Origin of the sequence: Cryobacterium zongtaii (assembly GCF_002909375.1) — a bacterium.
GTDB lineage: Bacteria > Actinomycetota > Actinomycetes > Actinomycetales > Microbacteriaceae > Cryobacterium > Cryobacterium zongtaii.
This window is the reverse complement of the sequence record NZ_PPXD01000021.1, coordinates 35,809-54,099: the sequence shown is the minus strand read 5'-3', so window position 1 is coordinate 54,099 and position 18,291 is coordinate 35,809. Positions and strand designations below refer to the sequence as shown.

16 protein-coding genes are annotated in these 18,291 nt (G+C 66.9%); 10 read left to right on the top strand and 6 right to left on the bottom strand.

Features of this window, described 5'->3' with window-relative positions:
* Positions 1 to 74: 74 nt before the first annotated feature.
* Positions 75 to 542 carry a 5-(carboxyamino)imidazole ribonucleotide mutase gene (purE, locus tag C3B61_RS13635; protein ID WP_088457867.1) on the top strand — a complete coding sequence of 156 codons (468 nt, stop codon included), beginning with the start codon at positions 75 to 77 and terminating at the stop codon, positions 540 to 542.
* Positions 539 to 1,903, top strand: coding sequence for an LCP family protein (locus tag C3B61_RS13630; RefSeq protein ID WP_088455267.1), 1,365 nt, complete (start codon positions 539 to 541; stop codon positions 1,901 to 1,903). Before purE ends, C3B61_RS13630 begins: the two co-directional genes overlap by 4 nt.
* Positions 1,904 to 1,926: 23 nt before the next feature.
* Here the strand turns inward: C3B61_RS13630 and C3B61_RS13625 are convergent, their stop codons facing one another.
* The 3 genes from C3B61_RS13625 to rfbB are packed head-to-tail and all read right to left on the bottom strand — an operon-like array spanning position 1,927 to position 4,920.
* Entirely contained in the window at positions 1,927 to 3,072 is a 1,146-nt protein-coding gene (locus tag C3B61_RS13625) for a glycosyltransferase family 4 protein (protein ID WP_103461193.1), read from the bottom strand.
* Complete coding sequence (rfbD, locus tag C3B61_RS13620; RefSeq protein ID WP_103461192.1) at positions 3,069 to 3,923, bottom strand: dTDP-4-dehydrorhamnose reductase; 855 nt, start codon at positions 3,921 to 3,923, stop codon at positions 3,069 to 3,071. Before rfbD ends, C3B61_RS13625 begins: the two co-directional genes overlap by 4 nt.
* 10 nt (positions 3,924 to 3,933) lie before the next feature.
* Positions 3,934 to 4,920 (bottom strand): dTDP-glucose 4,6-dehydratase, encoded by a 987-nt coding sequence (gene rfbB, locus C3B61_RS13615; RefSeq protein WP_103461191.1) that lies wholly within the window; start codon positions 4,918 to 4,920, stop codon positions 3,934 to 3,936.
* Between the two features lie 76 nt (positions 4,921 to 4,996).
* Here rfbB and C3B61_RS13610 point away from each other — a divergent pair, with 76 nt between their 5' ends.
* A complete protein-coding gene (locus C3B61_RS13610) occupies positions 4,997 to 5,605 on the top strand; it encodes a dTDP-4-dehydrorhamnose 3,5-epimerase family protein (RefSeq protein WP_103461190.1) in 609 nt (202 codons plus the stop codon).
* 3 nt (positions 5,606 to 5,608) lie between these two features.
* Positions 5,609 to 6,475, top strand: coding sequence for a glucose-1-phosphate thymidylyltransferase RfbA (rfbA, locus tag C3B61_RS13605; protein ID WP_103461189.1), 867 nt, complete (start codon positions 5,609 to 5,611; stop codon positions 6,473 to 6,475).
* A gap of 75 nt (positions 6,476 to 6,550) precedes the next feature.
* Here rfbA and C3B61_RS13600 read toward each other — a convergent pair whose 3' ends face one another.
* Genes C3B61_RS13600 through C3B61_RS13590 form a run of 3 tightly spaced genes read right to left on the bottom strand, consistent with a single transcriptional unit; the run spans position 6,551 to position 9,460 of the window.
* Positions 6,551 to 7,519 carry an NAD-dependent epimerase/dehydratase family protein gene (locus tag C3B61_RS13600; protein ID WP_103461188.1) on the bottom strand — a complete coding sequence of 323 codons (969 nt, stop codon included), beginning with the start codon at positions 7,517 to 7,519 and terminating at the stop codon, positions 6,551 to 6,553.
* On the bottom strand, positions 7,516 to 8,532 hold the full coding sequence (locus tag C3B61_RS13595; RefSeq protein ID WP_241990477.1) for a glycosyltransferase: 1,017 nt from the start codon (positions 8,530 to 8,532) through the stop codon (positions 7,516 to 7,518). The genes C3B61_RS13600 and C3B61_RS13595 overlap by 4 nt, the downstream gene beginning before the upstream one ends.
* A 40-nt stretch (positions 8,533 to 8,572) precedes the next feature.
* Complete coding sequence (locus C3B61_RS13590) at positions 8,573 to 9,460, bottom strand: glycosyltransferase family 2 protein (protein WP_103461187.1); 888 nt, start codon at positions 9,458 to 9,460, stop codon at positions 8,573 to 8,575.
* A 323-nt stretch (positions 9,461 to 9,783) separates the two neighbouring features.
* Here C3B61_RS13590 and C3B61_RS13585 point away from each other — a divergent pair, with 323 nt between their 5' ends.
* The 6 genes from C3B61_RS13585 to C3B61_RS13560 all read left to right on the top strand — a co-directional run bounded on the left by C3B61_RS13585 (position 9,784) and on the right by C3B61_RS13560 (position 17,821).
* A complete protein-coding gene (locus C3B61_RS13585; RefSeq protein WP_133160300.1) occupies positions 9,784 to 11,946 on the top strand; it encodes a glycosyltransferase family protein in 2,163 nt (720 codons plus the stop codon).
* On the top strand, positions 11,943 to 12,914 hold the full coding sequence (locus tag C3B61_RS13580; RefSeq protein WP_103461185.1) for a glycosyltransferase: 972 nt from the start codon (positions 11,943 to 11,945) through the stop codon (positions 12,912 to 12,914). The genes C3B61_RS13585 and C3B61_RS13580 overlap by 4 nt, the downstream gene beginning before the upstream one ends.
* Positions 12,911 to 13,756 carry a glycosyltransferase gene (locus C3B61_RS13575; protein WP_103461184.1) on the top strand — a complete coding sequence of 282 codons (846 nt, stop codon included), beginning with the start codon at positions 12,911 to 12,913 and terminating at the stop codon, positions 13,754 to 13,756. Before C3B61_RS13580 ends, C3B61_RS13575 begins: the two co-directional genes overlap by 4 nt.
* A 47-nt stretch (positions 13,757 to 13,803) precedes the next feature.
* A complete protein-coding gene (glf, locus tag C3B61_RS13570) occupies positions 13,804 to 14,970 on the top strand; it encodes a UDP-galactopyranose mutase (protein WP_103461183.1) in 1,167 nt (388 codons plus the stop codon).
* A gap of 278 nt (positions 14,971 to 15,248) precedes the next feature.
* Positions 15,249 to 16,931 carry a glycosyltransferase gene (locus tag C3B61_RS13565; RefSeq protein ID WP_165787879.1) on the top strand — a complete coding sequence of 561 codons (1,683 nt, stop codon included), beginning with the start codon at positions 15,249 to 15,251 and terminating at the stop codon, positions 16,929 to 16,931.
* Positions 16,919 to 17,821, top strand: a complete 903-nt coding sequence (locus C3B61_RS13560; RefSeq protein ID WP_103461181.1) for a glycosyltransferase family 2 protein — start codon at positions 16,919 to 16,921, stop codon at positions 17,819 to 17,821. The genes C3B61_RS13565 and C3B61_RS13560 overlap by 13 nt, the downstream gene beginning before the upstream one ends.
* Positions 17,822 to 18,291 lie beyond the last annotated feature (470 nt).

Here is an 18,291-nt window from a genome sequence, read left to right as displayed (position 1 = left end):
TCACCGTGCCAGACAACCTCGCGACTCCCGCCCCCGAGTCCGCCCCCTCCTCAGCCGCGCTCGTCGGCGTCGTGATGGGGTCGGACTCCGACTGGAACGTCATGAGCGACGCCGCGGCCATGCTGGCCGAATTCGGTGTCGCCCACGAGGTGCAGGTGGTCTCAGCGCACCGCACGCCGGAAAAGATGATGCGCTACGGCGCCGAAGCCTGGGGCCGCGGCCTCAAGGTGATCATCGCCGGCGCCGGCGGCGCCGCACACCTGCCGGGCATGCTCGCCGCGGTCACCACGCTTCCCGTCGTGGGCGTTCCGGTGCCGCTGGGACGCCTGGACGGCCTGGACTCACTGCTCTCGATCGTGCAGATGCCGGCCGGCGTTCCCGTCGCGACGGTCTCGATCGGCGGCGCGCGCAACGCGGCCCTGATCGCCATCAAGATCCTGGCGACGGCGGATGACGCGCTGCGCCTCAAGCTGCAAGGCTACGCCGACCAGCTGGCCGAGCAGGTGGAGCAGAAGAACACGGCCCTGCAAGCGAAACTATGACGAGCGCCAGCAGCCCGATCCGGCACCCGAATTCCGGCTCCAGGCAGGTCATGACCCGCCGGGCCTGGTGGCTCGTGGTCCTCAACATCCTTCTGCCCGGCTCCGCCCAGGTACTCGCGGGAAGCCGCGGCCTCGGCCGGTTCGGACTGCGCGCCAGCCTGAGTCTGCTCGGCCTCGGCGTGATCGCCGGCATCGTCTACGCGCTGAACCCCGAGATCCTGCTCACCGTGGCCACCAACTCGATCGGACTGTGGATCCTCGCCATCGTGATGGTGTTCTACGCCCTGGTCTGGGTGGTCCTGACCTTCGACACCATCCGGTTGACCCGCCTCGTGAAGGCCCGGCCCAAGGCCCGGCCGTTCATCGCCGGACTGGCGACGGTGGTGATGGTCACTGTGGCCGGAACCGCCTCCTACGGCGCCTACGTGGCCACGACGGCCAGCGGGTTCCTGTCGTCGGTGTTCGCAGCCGGCCCGTCGGAGCCGCCGGTCGACGGCCGGTACAACATCATGCTGCTCGGCGGCGACGCCGGTTCCGACCGGTTGGGCATGCGCCCGGACAGCACCTCGGTGGTCAGCATCGACGCCGAGACCGGCAAGGCCGACATCATCGGGATCCCTCGCGACCTCGAGTACGTGCCGTTCCCGGAGGATTCCCCCCTGTACGCCTCGTACCCGGACGGCTACGGCTACGACGGCGTCTGCGACGTGGACGTCTGCCAGCTCAACTCGATCTACACCGAGGTGGAGCTCAAGAGCCCGGAGATGTACCCCAACGCGGTGGCCGAGGGCAGCGAACCCGGCATCGAGGCCATGCGTGACGCCGCCAGCGGCGTCACCGGGCTTACCATCCAGTACTACGTGCTCATCGACATGCAGGGCTTCTCCCAGCTCATCGACGCCCTCGGCGGCGTGGACATCACCGTGGCGGAGCGGCTGCCCATCGGCGGTCAGGAAGACGACCTCAGCGACGTGGAAGGCTGGGTGGAGGCCGGTCCGCAGCACATGGACGGTTTCACCGCCCTGTGGTACGGCCGAGCCAGGCACGGCACCAGCGACTACGACCGGATGTCCCGTCAGCGGGTTCTGCAGGAGGCGATCCTGCAGCAGTTCAACCCGGGCAACGTCCTCACCAAGTTCCAGGGTGTGGCCCAGGCCGGCCAGGAGGTCGTCAAGACCGACGTGCCCCAGGGCATGCTCGGCTACTTCACCCGCCTCGCGGCCAAGACCAAGGAACTCCCGGTGGGCGCCGTCGAACTGGTGCCGGCCAACAACGTGGACCCGACAGACCCCGACTACGACTACATCGCCGGCCTGATCGACGCCGCGCTGAACCCGGTCACGGAGACCCCCGCGCCCTGAGCCGTTGATCGGGCCCGATGGGCTCAGAGGTCGGCGTGCAACTGCCAGACGCGTTCGGCGGTGTCCCGCCAGCTGAACGCCCTGGCCCTGTCGCCGCCGAAGATGCGCAACCTGTCGGCGAGGGCGGTGTCGCCAAGCACCCGGTCCAGGGCGGCGGCGAGCCGATCGGGGTAGCCCGCCGGGTCGTCACGCTCCACCACGAAGCCCGCATCGCCGGCGGCCTCGACCAGGGCCGGCGCATCCGAGTGGATCACCGGGGTGCCGAAGTGGAAAGCCTGGATGATCGGCAGGCCGAAGCCCTCCTCGAGGCTGGGGTAGACGAAGACCGACGCCCGCGAGATCACCAGGGCAAGCTGCTGGTCGGTCAGGCCGTCCAGCGCGCGCACCCGGTCGGGAGCGAGGCCGGCCTCGTCGGCCACCGACGCGAGAGTCAGCTCACCCCAGGAATCCGGTCCGACAACAAGCAGCGGCAGCTCCGCGGCGCCCGGACGGCCCAGGGCCGTGATGAGGGCGGTCACGGCGCGGCGCGGTTCCAGGGTGCCGGCGGTGAGGATGTACTCGTCGGGCAGCCCCAGGGCCACGGCCATGGCTTCGGCGGCGGCGGAATTCGTCGGCAGCACCAGGCCGCTGCTGACGGCCCCGCCGATCACCCGCACCCTGTCGCCGAAGTCCATGATCTCGCCGAGCTGGTCGGCGAGGGCGTGGCTGGGCACCACGATGGCGTCGGCGTGCTTGCGGGCGCGTTTGAGCATCAGCTTGGTGCGGGAGACGGTGGTCGGGGTCAACGACTCCGGATGCGTCCAGGCGAGCACGTCGTGCACCGTCACGGCGACCTGGGTCTCGTCCCTGACCCTGTCGTGCCGGTGCAGCGGAGCGAACAGGCCGGGGGCGTGCACGAGGCCGCGGCCGGCCGAGGTCGCCACACCGAGCTGCCAGGCCGCGGCGAGTTCGCGGCGCGCCAGCGCCATCTTGTGCAGGCCCGCCAGGCCGGGCAAGGCTTCGGTGATCTGGTCGTAGTGCTCCGCCGAGGTGGCGGTGACGATGCCTTCGACCGCACAGTCGGTTGGCGCCGTGGCGATCAGCGACCGGGTGAGTTCCTCGGTGTACCGGCCGAGCCCGCCGGGAACGGGCGAGACCATCTGGTCAACGATGACCCGGAGGGTGATCATGACGGGGTGAAAGCGCCGTGGGTCGCGGCGTCCTCGAGGGCCTCGGTCCAGGGCCGCATCGGGGCCAGGCCGGCAGCGGACCAGGCGTCGTGCCCGAGTACCGAGTACGACGGTCGTGGGGCCGGACGCACGAACGTGCGGCCGTCGGTGGGCAGCACCCGGTCAGGGTCCAGGCCCGCGTTGGCGAACACGGCCCTGGCGAACCCGAACCAGTTCGTCTGCCCGGCGTTGGTGCCGTGGTAGATGCCGGCTGGCGCGTCGGCGTCGAGCATCGCCACGATCTGGCGGGCCAGGTCGACGGTCCAGGTGGGTTGGCCGAACTGGTCGGCGACGACGGAGACGGTGTCCCGGCCCGCGGCGAGGGTGAGCATGGTGCGGCCGAAGTTGGGGCCGTGTGCGCCATAGAGCCACGCTGTGCGCACGATGTAGCTGCCGGCGGGGTTCTCGGTGAGCACGAACTGTTCACCGGCGGCCTTGGTGCGGCCGTACGCGTTGAGCGGGTCGATCGCGGTGTCTTCGGGGTACGGCGTGCTGCCGGTGCCGTCGAAGACGTAGTCGGTGGAGATCTGCACGAGCTTCGCACCGCTGGCGGCGGCCGCGATTGCGAGGTTGCGCGGGCCGATGGCGTTCACCGCGTACGCGGCGGCCTCGTTCTCCTCCGCCGCATCCACCGCGGTGTACGCGGCGGCGTTGATGATCACGTCGTGGCCGGTGACGGCCTTCTGAACGGCGGCGAGGTCGGTGATGTCCAGCTCGCTGCGGTCCACGGCCGTGACATCACGGTCGGAGAGGGCGTCCTGCAGGTCGCGGCCGAGCATCCCGGCCGCGCCGGCGATCAGATAACGGGTCATGTCAGCAGGCTCAGCTCAACGCCGCGCGGGCCTTGAGGGGTTCCCACCAGGAGCGGTTGTCGCGGTACCACTGCACCACGTCGGCCAGGCCCTTCTCGAAGGGCACCTCGGGGGAGTAGCCGAGTTCGGCCTGGATCTTGGAAATGTCCACGGAGTAGCGCAGGTCGTGGCCGAGACGGTCGGCGACCCGGTCCACGTAGGACCAGTCCTTGCCGGTGGCGTCCAGCAGCAGCTGGGTGAGCTCGACGTTGGTCAGCTCGGTACCGCCGCCGATGTTGTAGATCTCGCCGGCGCGGCCGGAGACCAGCACCATCGCGATGGCGCGGGTGTGGTCGTCTACGTGCAGCCAGTCACGGATGTTGTTGCCCTCGCCGTAGAGGGGAACGTGCAGGTCGTCGATGAGGTTGGTCACGAACAGCGGGATGACCTTCTCGGGGAAGTGGTACGGGCCGTAGTTGTTCGAGCACCGGGTGATCGACACGTTCAGGCCGTGGGTGCGGTGGTAGCTGCGGGCGAGCAGGTCGCTGCCGGCCTTCGACGCGGAGTACGGCGAGTTGGGCTCGAGGGCGCGCTCTTCGTTCCAGGAGCCTTCGGCGATGGAGCCGTAGACCTCGTCGGTGGACACGTGCACGAACCTGGGCAGGTTGTTGCGCAGCGCCGCGTCGAGCAGCTGCTGGGTGCCGAGCACGTTGGTCTCGACGAAGATCGAGGCGTCCCGCACGGAGCGGTCCACGTGGGATTCCGCGGCGAAGTGCACAACGGCGTCCAGCCCCGGGAACAGGGTGTCCAGCAGAGCGCCGTCGCGGATGTCGCCTTGGACAAAGGTGTAGCGGTCAGAATCGGCCACGGGGGCCAGGTTCTCCAGGTTTCCGGAGTAGGTGAGGGCGTCCAGGACGACGACTTCGGCGCCTTCCAGGCCCGGGTAAGCGTCCTGCAGGGTGCGACGAACAAAGTTCGAGCCGATGAACCCGGCTCCGCCGGTGACGAGGATCTTCATATATATACGTGACCATTCCGTTTGCGTAAAGGTGCCTCCGCGATTCTACTGGACGCACATTGCTAGGCTGGCAAACGTGCAGATTCGTGAACTCTCCGTCCCCGATTCCTACGAGGTGACCCCCAAGCAGTTCGGGGACGACCGGGGAGTCTTCCTCGAGTGGTACCGCTTCGACAAGTTGTCCGAGGCGGTCGGGCACCCGCTGGACCTGCGTCAGGCCAACACCAGCGTGTCCAGCCGCGGCGTCGTGCGCGGCATCCACTTCGCCGATATCCCGCCGGGCCAGGCCAAGTACGTCACCGCCACGCACGGTGCGATCATCGACTTCATCGTCGACATCCGGGTCGGTTCGCCCACCTTCGGCCAGTGGGACTCCGTACTGCTGGACGACGTCGACCGTAAGGCCGTCTACATTTCCGAGGGCCTCGGCCACGCTTTCGTCGCCCTGACCGACAAGGCCACCGTGAGCTACCTGGTCTCCTCCACCTACACCGCCGGCGCCGAGCACGGGATCAACCCGCTCGATGACGAGGTCGGCCTGATCTTCCCGTCCTCGGCCGGAGAGCTGCTGCTCTCGCCGAAAGACACCGACGCACCCAGCCTCGCCGAGGCCGCCGCGAGCGGACTGCTGCCCACCTGGGACGCCGCCCGCGCCTACTACCAGTCGCTCAACGAAGGGAACTAGACCATGCGCGGAATCATTCTCGCCGGAGGCTCAGGAACCCGCCTCTGGCCGATCACCAAGGGCATCTCCAAGCAGTTGATGCCCATCTACGACAAGCCGATGATCTACTACCCCCTCTCGACGCTGATGATGGCCGGTATCCGCGAGGTGCTCATCATCACCACCCCCGAGTACAACGACCAGTTCAAGGCCCTCCTCGGCGACGGGAGCGAGCTCGGCATCCGCCTCGAATACGCCGTGCAACCCTCCCCGGACGGCCTCGCGCAGGCGTTCACCATCGGTGAGGACTTCATCGGCGATGACAGCGTCGCCCTGGTGTTGGGCGACAACATCTTCCACGGCGCCGGCCTGGGCTCGGCGCTCCGCAACAACGCCGACATCGACGGCGCCCTGATCTTCGCGTACCACGTGTCCAACCCCACCTCCTATGGGGTCGTGGAGTTCGACGACGACTTCACCGCCGTGTCGATCGAAGAGAAGCCGACCAAGCCCAAGAGCAACTACGCCGTGCCCGGGCTGTACTTCTACGACAACTCCGTCGTCGAGATCGCCAAGTCCATCGAACCCAGCGCCCGCGGCGAGCTGGAGATCTCCACCGTCAACGAGCGCTACCTCAACCAGGGCAACCTGCACGTGCAGGTCCTGGACCGCGGCACCGCCTGGCTGGATACCGGCACCTTCGAATCGATGATGCAGGCCTCCGAATACGTGCGCGTCATCGAAGACCGACAGGGCCACAAGATCGGCTGCATCGAAGAGATCGCCTGGCGCGCCGGCTGGATCGACGACGCCCAGCTGAGCCGTCTCGCCGCCCCGCTCGCCAAGAGCGGTTACGGCGTCTACCTGAACGGGCTCCTGAAGAAGGACTAGCCAGCCCGCCGAATCACCTCAAAGGCCCCGTGGATGCGATCCACGGGGCCTTTGCGGCATCTCGGCAGCGGGGCGTCAGCCGCCGGACTGGATGTGGGCGAGGACGTCGTCCATAGTGGCCTTGATCCCCGCGGGCAGGCTGGTCAGCTGCCGCCGGTCCAGGTCGGGCCAAACCGTCGAGGTGATGCGCAGATCCAGGCCCTGCATCGAGGCCTCGGCCGAGTAGCCCAGCATCACATTCGGCTGGCCTTTGGCGAGGCTGCGGATCTGGCCGAGGAGGTTGCTGATCGTCACGGCCTGACCCGAGGCGAGGTTCTTGATCACCTCTGTGCGTCCGGTGGCGGCGGTGACCTCGAGCAGCCTGGCGACGCAGTCCACGACGAGTTCGGCGCAGTCACGCACGAAAATGTAGTCCCGCATGGTCTCCAGCGGCACGAAGATCGACGCCGGCTTGGGTGAGAACTGGGCCTTGGCCAGGTGCGAGATCAGGCCCTGCATCTTGCCCAGCTTCTGGCCGGGCCCGTACAGGTTCGCGATCCGGCCGGCGAGCACCGAGACCCCGCTGGCGCGGGAGAAGGCGAACAGGCTCGCCTCGGCGTCGAGCTTGAACCGTCCATAGCCCGAGATCGGCACCGGTGTGCTGCGCTCGTTGAACGGCGGATGCGCCGAACCGCCGTACACGCCGCCGGCCGAGGACGCGTAGAACACGGCGCCGGCGCCGGAGGTGCCCTGGTGGGCGGCGGCGGTGCCGACAGCGTCGAGCACCAGGCGCAGCTGACGCAGTTCCCGATCGATCGCAGCCGGGGGTGTGGAGGTGACGGCGTTTCCGGCCAGCCACAGCACCGCCCAGTTCGTGCGCTCGGTTGCGGCGGTCTCGAGCAGCCGGGTGGCGGTCGCCGCGGCGGCGGCCGCCAGGGCGTCGTCATCGGCCCACGGCAGCGGTTCTGCGTTCAGCAATACCCAGCCGGGGCGACGGCTGATCGCGGCGGCCGTGGCACCGCCAAGCAGGCCGCGGGCCCCGATCACCCAGACGTATGTGGTCACTTGGCCGCTTTGCGCGTCCGCCCGAGAGGCCCATCCGCCGGGTCGGTCGTGATGAGGTACGGCGGTTTGCCCATGGCCATGTTCACGTTGATGCCGATGTACTCGGCGATGATGCCCAGGGAGAACAGGATGAACCCGGCGCTCAGCAGCACCAGGACGCTGAGCGACGCCCAACCCTGGATGGCGATGTCACCGGCGAGCCGCTGGATGAAGATGACGACGGCGAAGATCACGCCGATCACGGCAAAGACCACGCCGAGCCCGCTGACGATCCGCAGGCCTCTGGTGCCGGTGGTGAGGATCATGCGCCAGAAGTGCGAGAACAGCCGGCGGGCCGAATAGCCGGAGCTGCGTTCGCCTTCTTCGCGCAGTTCGACCGGGGAGGTCGTGACGCGGGAGGCGACCCAGCCGATGGCGACGTCGAGGTAGACCCCGGAGCCGGCATAGGCGGCGACGCTGCGGCCGATGTTGCCGAGCATCAACCGGTAGCTCTGGTAGTCGGCGGCCGCGCCGGTGCCGGACAGCTTGGTGAGCAGGTATTTCGCGGTCTTCGAGGCGGCGTTGCGCACGGGTCCGTGTGGGGCCGGGTTGGTCGGCTTGGCGTAGACGACACTGGCCTGCTCGCGCATGGCGGTGTCAAGCATCCCGCCGATGGCGCGCGGGTCGTGCTGGCCGTCCTCGTCGAGGGTGACGATCCAGTCGCCACCGGAGGACGCCATGCCGGCCAGGGTCGCCGCGTGCTGACCGAAGTTCTTGCTCAGCCAGATGCCGCGGGCGAACGGAAAGCGTTCGGTGATGCTGCGGATGATCGACGCGGAGTCGTCCGGACCGTGGTCGAAGACCAGCAGAACCTCTTCAACCTGGAAGCTGTACCCGTCGGGGGTGATGCTCAGCCGGGTCAGCGGTTCGATCTCGTCGAGCACGCCGGTGAGGGTGCGTTCTCCCTGATAGACGGGGATGACGATCGAGATGCTGTGGTCGGCGACGTCGGGTTCTGCAGAGGGGAGTGTCACGGGTTCAGAACCTATCACACGGGCCGTTTCGTCGAACGGGTCAGTTGGCTGCGGCATCCGTCGTCACCGCCTTGGACATGCGACGACCGAGCCAGATGTAGGCGAGCCGGCGCAACTGGGCCATCACCCTGGCGCGGGCGTTGCCGATCCGCCGGTCGGTGCTGGAAACGACGTCGGGGCGGGTCTTCGCCATCCAGTTGTGGAACCCGATCGCCTGCTCGGCCTGCTCGGCGACCAGGCGCACGCTCCACTGGCTGTCGGAGATGCGGAAGCCGGCCAGGCTGCCGGGTACGCCGACGAACTTCCCTTCGAGCAGGACCATCGAATAGGAGGTCTCGTCGATCAGGTACGGCCAGCGCGAATCCCACCAGCCCACCTTCTCCAGAACGCTCCGGCGCATCATCACGCAGCCGGGTTCGCCGAAGATGTTGGTGCCCTGGGTGATGGTCTTCCGCACCGCGACGGCGCCGTCATGCACGCCGATCAGGCCGGCCAGGCCGCGGTTCTTCAGCACCGGTGCGCCGTTGGCGTCGACGATGTCACGCGGGGAGGCGGTCAGCACGGCGCCGGGCTCGTTCATGAGCGCGGCAACCTGCTGGGCGACGATGGTGGGGTAGAGCAGGTCGTCGCCGCAGACGAGTTTGATCAGCTCGCCGGTGGCCGCCTGGCTCACCCGGTTCCAGTTGCGTAGCGCGCCACCGCCACCCTCGGTGTGCAGCAGGGTGACGCGAGGGTCGGCGCTGTAACGCTGCATGACGGCCCAGGTGTCGTCGGTGGACGCGTGGTCGGAGACGATCACCTCGAGGTTCGTATACGTCTGGCCGAGCACGCTCTTCATGGTCTCGTCGAGGTAGTCCGCGTTGTTGTATGCGGGGATGACGATCGAGACGAGTGGAGACTTCGAGGGCACGGCTGCATCAGATGTCATGGTTAAAGTGTTGCTCGTTTCTTCGGAAGAACAGTGCCCTTACGATACCGGGTGGGCCTGAGAGGACCGTGCGTTGCGATTACCCAGCTGCCCTGCGCGACAATGGGTGAGCGGCTCGCTCCGCGGTGGCGCGGAATTTTCGATCTTCACCGCCTGCGTGGCACCCTGCCTGAACGCGGGTATGTGCGCCGTGACGCCGGATTCCGGCTGGGCGATCGCCGCCGAATAGAAGAGATAGGGCATTTAGTTTGGTCAAGTCGAGATACCTGTGGCCTGCCGTTGTGGTCGCTGCCGTCCTCCTCGGGGCGGCTCTCCCTCTCCTCGTGAACCGTGGATACTACTTCGTCGATGACACTCAGGCGGGCGCATTCGGCCAGTGGTACGAGATCGGTACCCGCATTTTGGAGGGTAATTGGTCGCTGATCAACCCCCTGGTCTGGCAGTCAGGTAACTACCTAGCCGAGGGGGCCTGGGGTATCTTCAGCCCTGTCCTGTGGCTAGTGGGTCTCTGGTCGCACTGGGCGGGTAACGCCCTGGTCTTCTCCACGGTTGTGAAAGTGATCTGCCTCGTGGCAGGCTCCCTAGGTACATACCTGCTCGCCCGCACTTTCCAGGTCACCAGGGCCTGGTCGGCCGCGGTGGCCGCCGCCGTTCCTTTTGCCGGTGTGACGTTTTACCTGGACGCCACAACCTGGGTCAACGGGCTGCTCGCGTGGAGCATGTGGGCGTTGGCCTTCGGCCTGACCCGCCGGGCGGTGTTCTGGGCGAAATCACCGACCCTGGCGATCCTCGCGTGCATCGGCACCGTCGGAATCGGCTACGTGCACGCGACGATCTTCCTCGCCATAGCCCTGCTCGCCACCATCATCGAGGCCTTCGTGGCCCGCCATCGGGCCTCGATCATCCGCGCATTCCTGATCGCGTTCGGTGCCGGATTCTTCGCCATCGTTGTGCACCTGCCCGGCCTGTTGACGGCATCCACATCCGGCCGCAGGCAGGACATCGTCAACACCGGCCTGCTTACGGTCGACTTGAGCGGTCTCGTCGCCTCCGCGACCGCGGTCGGGATCCCGCAAGTCGGCATGTACGGCGCTTACTTCCCATCGGCTCCGCTGGTCTACACGAGCTGGATGCTCCCGCTGTTCGCGTTCATCGCGTGGCGCCGGTTGATGCCTCTGCTGGCCACCCGGCTCAGTGTGGTCATGTTGCTCGGCGTGGCGCTGCTGGGCGTATTGTTGCCCAGCGACGTCGGCCCGCTCCGGATCCCGGTGCGCATGATGCCGTACTTCACAGTCGCGCTGCTCCTCATCCTGGCGATCGGCATGTCTCTCGCCAGGGTCGAGACCATCTCGCGGCGGCGTTTCCTCGCGGCCGCCGGCTACACCGTGTTCGCCGGCGTCCTCACGGTCTACCAGGGGCCGCAGCATGCGAAGGTCATCATGGCCGCCGTCATCGGGGTGGTCGCCGTGTTGTGGATTATCTACCGAATTGGCTCGCCCACGGGGCTGCCCGCTGTGCCGGCCCGCTGGCGAGATCGGGGCCGAAAGGCGCAGGGCTGGATCGTTCCCGGACTCGCCATCGCCGTCACGGTCGGTTTCATTTACCCCCAGCACGTGGTGCACCCCGCCGCGCCGCTACTGGACTACCAGGTCCCGCATCTTGTCGAGGACTACCGCGCGTTGCTGACCGAGGCCGAGGGCGACGTACTGGTCGTCGGCGGGCCGCTCAACTCCCAGATCAACTCCGCGGACTGGCCGGAAACGACCGTCGCCAACCTCTGGTATATCCCCGACGCACCCGTGCAGAACGCCTACACGTCAGTGTTCTACCCGGGCTATGGTGATGCCCTGTGCATGCAGTATCAGGGCGTCACCTGTGCCGACCTCCTGCCTAAGCTGTTCAACTCAAACACTGACACCGGCCAGGACCTCGCCGACGACCTCGGGGTCAGCTCGGTGCTGATCGTTAAGAGCACCGTCGACGAAGAATTATGGTCTGTCACCCCTGAGGGCTGGCATGTGGCCGCCGATACCGAGCTCACGAGGCTGATCGTGCGGGACGAACCGGTCGCGGGCGCGGGAAGCGTCGTGTGGCACTCGGAAGGTACCCAGGTGACCGTGCTCAACGAAGACGACATGGGCGTCAGCTTCCGTGTCGACGAGGTCGGCCCGGACGGCGGCGAGGTCGCGCTGAGCAGAATCGCCTGGCCGGGCTACGTCGTCGACGGTGGCACGCTTTCGACCGAGCTGGTGAACGACTTCATGATGGGGATCGACATCCCTGCAGACTCCGCCGGCGAGGTCGTCACTGTTGCGTTCCGTGCACCGGGCTGGCCGATGCAGGTTGCTTCCGGCATCTTGCTCGTGATCCTGCTGCTGGGATGGGGACTGATGAGGTTCCTCATCCGTCCCCGTCCTACCGCCCGCCGACCGCGGACAGGCTGGATCGGCGAGCTCCGCGACCCACTGAAAGAAGCGAACCGATGACCGCCCTACCTGCTGTGAGGGTCGTGGTCGTGGTCGTGGCCTTCAACCGTCGCGACCTGCTCCTGGAAAGCCTGGCCGCCCTGGCCGGTCAAACCCGCCGGCCCGATGAGGTCCTGGTGATCGACAACGCCTCCACCGACGGCACGGCAGAGGCCGTCCGCTCGGCGCACCCCGAGGTGACCCTGGTGGTGCTCGACCGGAACACCGGCGGGGCCGGCGGCTTCACCGCCGGCCTGGCCGAGGCCGTCGGGCCGCTCGGCGCGGACCTGGTCTGGTTGATGGACGATGACACCGTGCCCACCGAGACCGCACTCGCGGAGCTCCTGACGGCGCGCGCGCACGCTCCGGCGTCCACCAGGATCCTCGCGTCGACAGTGCACTGGACCGACGGCAGGGAACACCCGATGAACATGCCACGGGCACGGCCGTTCGCCGCGCGCCGATCCCTGGAGCGCGCCCGCGAGTTCGACTGCTACCCGGTTCGGTCGGCGTCGTTCGTGTCGGTCATGATCGACGCGCGCGCGGTCGCCGAGCACGGTCTGCCGGTCGCCGGGTACTTCCTCTGGAACGATGACTTCGAGTACACCGCCCGGATCCTGCGCGGGTCGACGGGATACCTCAGCCGACGCAGCATCGTGGTGCACAAGACCAAAGTCTTCGGCTCGACGAACATCGACCCCGGGCCCCGGTTCCGGCTGGAGGTGCGCAACAAGCTGTGGCTGCTGCGCCTCTCGCCGGCACTGTCCCCCTTCGAGCGGGTGCTCTACGCCGGCGCGACGGCCCGCAGCTGGATCAGTACCTTCGTGCATTCCGCAGACCGGGCCACGCTCCGGCACGGCCTCCGGGAGGGCCTGCGTGAAGGCCTCACCACCCGACCGGCCACGAACGCCCAGGTGCTTGCCGGGTTCGGCCGGGTGAGCGAGTCCGTGCAGGCGGCGGAGGCCGGTCCGGCCTGGGCGTCGTCGTGACGAGCCCCGGCCTGCCCTTCTCCCTGCTGCTGCCCGTCTACCTGGGGGACCGACCCGAGTACTTCACCCGGGCGTTCTCCAGCGCCGTCACCGACCAGACCCGTCGCCCGACCGAGGTGGTTCTGGTACGGGACGGCCCGATCAGCCCGGCACTGGCCGAGGCCATCAGCACGGCCATCGACGCCTCCCCGGTGGAGGTTCGCCGGGTCGACCTGGACGTCAACGTGGGTCTGGCCGTCGCGCTGACCCGCGGGCTGGCCGCCTGCCGGTTCGACGTGGTCGCCCGAATGGATGCCGACGACATCTCGCTGCCGGAAAGATTCGCCCGGCAGCTGCCCGCTATCGAAGCGGGCTGTGACCTGGTCGGAACGGGCATGCTCGAATTCAACGAGCTCGACAAGATCCTCGGCCGCCGGGTTCCGCCGGTCGGGCAGGCCGAAATCAGCCGCCAGGCCAGATTCCGCGACCCGTTCAACCACCCCACCGTGGTGTATCGCAAGTCGGCGGTCGAGGCCTCCGGCGGCTACCGCCATCTTCCGCTCATGGAGGACTACTGGTTGTTCGCGCGAATGATCATGGCCGGCGCCACCGTGCGCAACCTGCCCGAACCGCTGGTAATGTACCGGGTCGACTCCGGTGCATACGACCGGCGCGGTGGCTTTTCCCTGTTCCGCAGCGAGCTCGCCCTGCAGCGCCGACTGCTGGCGGACGGGTTCGTCACGCCCGGCCAGTTCCTCCGCAACGTGATCGTGCGCGGTGGCTACCGCTTCGTTCCGGTCGTCATCCGACGAGCGGTTTATCGCCGAATGGCCGTGAGCAAGCACACAGACACGCCCCAGTAGGATCGAAGTTTGGTCGAACTGGCCGCGCGTAAGTGAGGATGGGTGTTATGAACGTTGACCTTGTGGTTGTCGGTGCCGGATTCTTCGGCCTCACCGTGGCAGAGCGCTGTGCCAACGAATTGGGACTGCGGGTTGTCGTCATCGACAAGCGCGACCACATCGGTGGCAACGCATACAGCTCGGTCGAACCCGAAACCGGAATCGAGGTGCACCGCTACGGCGCCCACCTCTTCCACACCTCGAACAAGGTGGTCTGGGACTACGTCAACAGGTTCACCTCCTTCACTGACTACCGGCACCGGGTGTACACCACGCACAAGGGCGAGGTGTTCCCGCTGCCGATCAACCTCGGCACCATCAACCAGTTCTTCCACAGCGCCTATTCGCCCACCGAGGCCCGCGCGCTGATCAGCGAGCAGGCCGCAGAGGGCGAACTCGCCACGGTGAGCAATCTCGAGGACAAGGCCGTCGCACTGATCGGCCGTCCCCTCTACGAGGCGTTCATCAGGGACTACACCGCCAAGCAGTGGCAGACCGATCCGCGGGAGCTGCCCGCGGAGGTCATCAGCCGCCTGCCCGTGCGGTACAACTACGACAACCGGTACTTCAGCGACACCTATGAGGGACTGCCCGTCGACGGGTACACGGCCTGGATCGAACGCATGGCCGATCACCCCAACATCGAAGTGCGGCTGTCGACTGACTTCTTCGACCTCGACCAGGAAATCAACATCCGCGACGCCGTGGGCACGGTCCCCGTCGTCTACACGGGTCCCGTCGACAGGTACTTCGACTACTCGGAGGGTCCGCTGTCCTGGCGCACCCTGGACTTCGAGGAAGAAGTCATCCAGACCGGTGACTACCAGGGCACCCCGGTGATGAACTACGCAGACACCGACGTCGCGTACACCCGCATCCACGAGTTCAAGCACTTCCACCCAGAGCGGGACTACCCGAACGACAAGACCGTGATCATGCGGGAGTTCTCGCGTTTCGCCGAGGAAGCCGACGAGCCTTACTACCCGGTGAACACCGCTGCAGACCGGGAACGCCTGCTGCGCTACCGGGAGCGCATCGCCGAGCAGCCCAACGTGATCTTCGGCGGCCGGCTGGGCACCTACCAGTACCTCGACATGCACATGGCGATCGGCGCCGCATTGTCCACCTTCGAGAACAAGCTCCGTCCGCTTTTCGCCTCGGGCGCCACGAACTGACCCGGCTACACTGGCAAGGACAAGCATGACCTTCCTGATCCTCGCCGCCACGGGACCTCCCGGTTCCGCACCGCGGACCTGGGCCAAGATGCCGCCCCACTGTAATGGGCGACGACCCTTGCTTCACCACACTCCCGAACGCGCCGTTGACGACGTGCCCATCAAACGGGCCGGCATCCAGGCACCCGTGCCTGGAGCGGCCTGGCTGCGGGACGCGACGGTGCCAGAGCGCACACGTCGTTTCCTCGAGCCACGAGAAGCGAAAGTATCTTTTCACCATGTCTGACATCCTCTCGAACGTCCTCGGCAGGCCTGCCCTGTTCACCGCGGACCTCTCGCCGGAGACCGCCGAACGGCTGAGTGCAGCACTCAGCGCGCGCCAGCAAGCGTTATTGGTCTCCGCCGTGAACTTCCACGCACTAGACAATCCGGGCCTAGCCCTACGGATCGTTGTGCACATCGCCGGCGCGGGTGGGATGGCCCACCTGACGGATGCGGGTACTCGCCACACCAAAGTCACCACCGGGGCCACGAAGGTGGGGGAGTTCACCGCCCGGAGTTCGGTCTCGGGTTCACCGCACCCGCACTACACCCACCACCGCAAGGGCTGGCTGACCGATCCTGAAACCGGGGTGCGCAACATCGTTCTCGACGCCGAGCGCGAACCAGGTGCCCCATCGGCCAACGGGCGGGCCAGCCTCTACTGGAGGCTGCGCGGTGGCGTGGAACGCCGCTACCCGTTTGAGTACGACCGGATACGCCAATGGCTGCTGCGGGGCCGGGAATCTTCGCTCAATTCGGTGGTCGTGGATCGCCGGCTCGTAGACGTGACCGGCATACCCGCGGGCGAACCTGCGGCAGGCGGGGAAAGCGCCGTCATTTTTGGTGTGCACTGGCTCGAGTTGGGCGGTGCTGAGCGCTGGGCTATGGAGTCCATCGCACTCGCCACGGCCAAGGGTCTGCGCCCGATCGTCATCACTGACGTGCCGTCAGCGCATCCGTGGATAACACGCGCGGAACTGGGCGGTGCCATCGTCCTTGCCCTGACCCACCCCATCGAACAGCCCGAGCATTCGGAGCCGGTGCTCGAGGCGCTCGCCATGAACTTCGATATCCGGGGCGTGTTCGTGCACCACAGCCGGTGGGTTTATGACCGGTTGCCGTGGCTGCGCAATCGGCTGCCCGGCATCCAGGTGGCCTCTACCCACCACATTCTCGAATACAACGGCGGCGGGTACCCCGCCATCGGCGCTGCCTTGGACGAATTCATCGACGTGCACCACGTGATCTCCCCGCAGCTGGAGGATTGGCTGGTTCGGGTGCAGGGCATCCCCCCGGACAAGATCGCCCTTGCCCCCCTCATCGGGCTAACCACGACCGGAAGTGTCGCTGTCGCCGCACGCCCGCGCGCCGACGAGTCCGTCTTCACCCTGGGCTTCATCGGCCGATTCGCGGCTCAGAAACGCCCCTACCTGTTCACGAAGCTAGTCAGGGAGCTACACGCCATCGACGGGCTCTCCGTGCGCGTGGTCATCCAGGGCGGTGGGGAACTCGAGCACTTCCTTCGCCGCGACATCGACAGCCACGGACTGTCCGGCATCGTCGAGTGGGTCGCCGAGGGAGCGCCTGTGAGCAACACGCTCGCGCGGGTCGACTGCCTGGTCCTGAGTTCCCAGAACGAAGGACTCACCTTGACGACCCTCGAGGCGCTTGCCGCCGGGGTCCCCGTAATCTCGACCGACGTCGGCTCCCAGCGCACCGTCATCGTGCCGGATGCCCTCGTCGCCCGCGACCCAGGTCGTTTCCTGGCAGAGGCGAGCGCGATTGTCGTCCGGATGGCCGAGTCCGAGGTATACCGCGTCGACGTTTGGCGTCGAGAAGTCGCCCTGGCCCAGGAATTCACCGAGTATGAAAGCGCCCACGATTGGGCCGGAAAGCTGTTCGAGTTATGGATCAAGTAAGCGCCGTCGTCGTCACCTTCAACAGGCTCGCGAAGCTCAAGACGGTGATCGCCTCCATCGAAGCCCAGACCTTCGCGCCCACCCGCCTCATCATCGTGGACAATGCGTCGACCGACGGCACCGCGGAGTACCTCGGTCAGCTGACGACCAGCATCCCGCTCGAGGTGATGTCCCTGCCCACGAACACCGGCGGGGCAGGTGGATTCTCGGCGGGCATGGAACGCGGCTATCAGCTCGGCGCCGATTTCGTCTGGATCATGGACGACGACTGCTACCCGCAGCCCGACGCCCTCGAGAAGCTGCGTGACGGCTTCGTCGCCGCCGTCGCCGAGCTCGGCCCCGAGGTGCCGTTCTCCTGCTCGTTGGTCAACTACATCGACGGCGCCATCTGCGAGATGAACAATCCGGAGCCCACCTGGGACTGGGCCAGGCTCGTGTCCAAGGGTCAGCGTTCGGTGACGGTGAAGAGCTGTTCCTTCGTGTCGGTGCTCATTCCCCGTTGGGTGATCGAGAAGCACGGCCTGCCGTACTCCGAGTACTTCATCTGGTTCGACGACCACGAGTACACCCTGCGCATCACCCGAGCCTGCCCGGGTGTGCAGGTCCTCGACAGCGTTGTCGTGCACGACATGGGCGACAACAAGGGCGTCAACTTCGGCTTGATCGATGACGCCAATGCGTGGAAATTCGCCTACGGCATCCGCAACGAGGCGTCGTTCAGGCTGCACCACCAGAGTCTCTTCGCCTACCTGTATTTGTGCGCCCGGGTGGCCCTGATGATGCGGCGGGGCCGGGTCGCCGGCAAGCTGCAGCGCCGGATGTACGGTCGCCTGCTGGCCGGAATCCGGTTCAACCCGGCCGTCGCTTTCCCCGCAACTGCACGGAGATAGTGGCCGAAGTCCTCATCTGTCGGCGGAGTGTCGCTGTTCACCGTCCCGGGCGAACTTAGGGACTCCGATGCCTTTGGCTCGCGGCTCAGCTTCTGCCAGGCGTCCTGAGTGCGCAGTCGTCAGCCGGCTCCAGCTCGGCGGGATCCACCGGTACTAGCTGATCCGGTCGCGCAGTACAGTGCCGAGTAACTCCGCGTGCCAGACCCTTCAACTCCCTTCGCAGATGGGCAGTTTATGAGGTATCGGAGATCGCGAGAAATACGTCGACGCCCACATAGCCGCCGGTGACTCGAGTCGGCCAGAAGTGGTTCATGACTACCAGGACGACTGCCATATCGCGCAAAGCTTGGATGTCTGCCCGGACCGCGCGGGTGCGCAGATTCCGCGCGCTTCGATGCTGCGGTGCACTTGGGACGTGCCGTCGGGCAGACCTGATCCGCGTTTGCTCGACAACAGAGATTGTTTCCTCT

What these genes read in the sequence shown, in the direction of transcription:
- C3B61_RS13580 (WP_103461185.1), top strand. Translation starts at nt 11,943, where the DNA reads ATGACCGCCCTACCTGCTGTGAGGGTCGTGGTCGTGGTCGTGGCCTTC.
- purE (WP_088457867.1), top strand. Translation starts at nt 75, where the DNA reads ATGGGGTCGGACTCCGACTGGAACGTCATGAGCGACGCCGCGGCCATG.
- rfbA (WP_103461189.1), top strand. Translation starts at nt 5,609, where the DNA reads ATGCGCGGAATCATTCTCGCCGGAGGCTCAGGAACCCGCCTCTGGCCG.
- C3B61_RS13565 (WP_165787879.1), top strand. Translation starts at nt 15,249, where the DNA reads ATGTCTGACATCCTCTCGAACGTCCTCGGCAGGCCTGCCCTGTTCACC.
- C3B61_RS13625 (WP_103461193.1), bottom strand. Translation starts at nt 3,072, where the DNA reads ATGATCACCCTCCGGGTCATCGTTGACCAGATGGTCTCGCCCGTTCCC.
- C3B61_RS13590 (WP_103461187.1), bottom strand. Translation starts at nt 9,460, where the DNA reads ATGACATCTGATGCAGCCGTGCCCTCGAAGTCTCCACTCGTCTCGATC.
- rfbB (WP_103461191.1), bottom strand. Translation starts at nt 4,920, where the DNA reads ATGAAGATCCTCGTCACCGGCGGAGCCGGGTTCATCGGCTCGAACTTT.
- C3B61_RS13560 (WP_103461181.1), top strand. Translation starts at nt 16,919, where the DNA reads ATGGATCAAGTAAGCGCCGTCGTCGTCACCTTCAACAGGCTCGCGAAG.
- rfbD (WP_103461192.1), bottom strand. Translation starts at nt 3,923, where the DNA reads ATGACCCGTTATCTGATCGCCGGCGCGGCCGGGATGCTCGGCCGCGAC.
- glf (WP_103461183.1), top strand. Translation starts at nt 13,804, where the DNA reads ATGAACGTTGACCTTGTGGTTGTCGGTGCCGGATTCTTCGGCCTCACC.
- C3B61_RS13630 (WP_088455267.1), top strand. Translation starts at nt 539, where the DNA reads ATGACGAGCGCCAGCAGCCCGATCCGGCACCCGAATTCCGGCTCCAGG.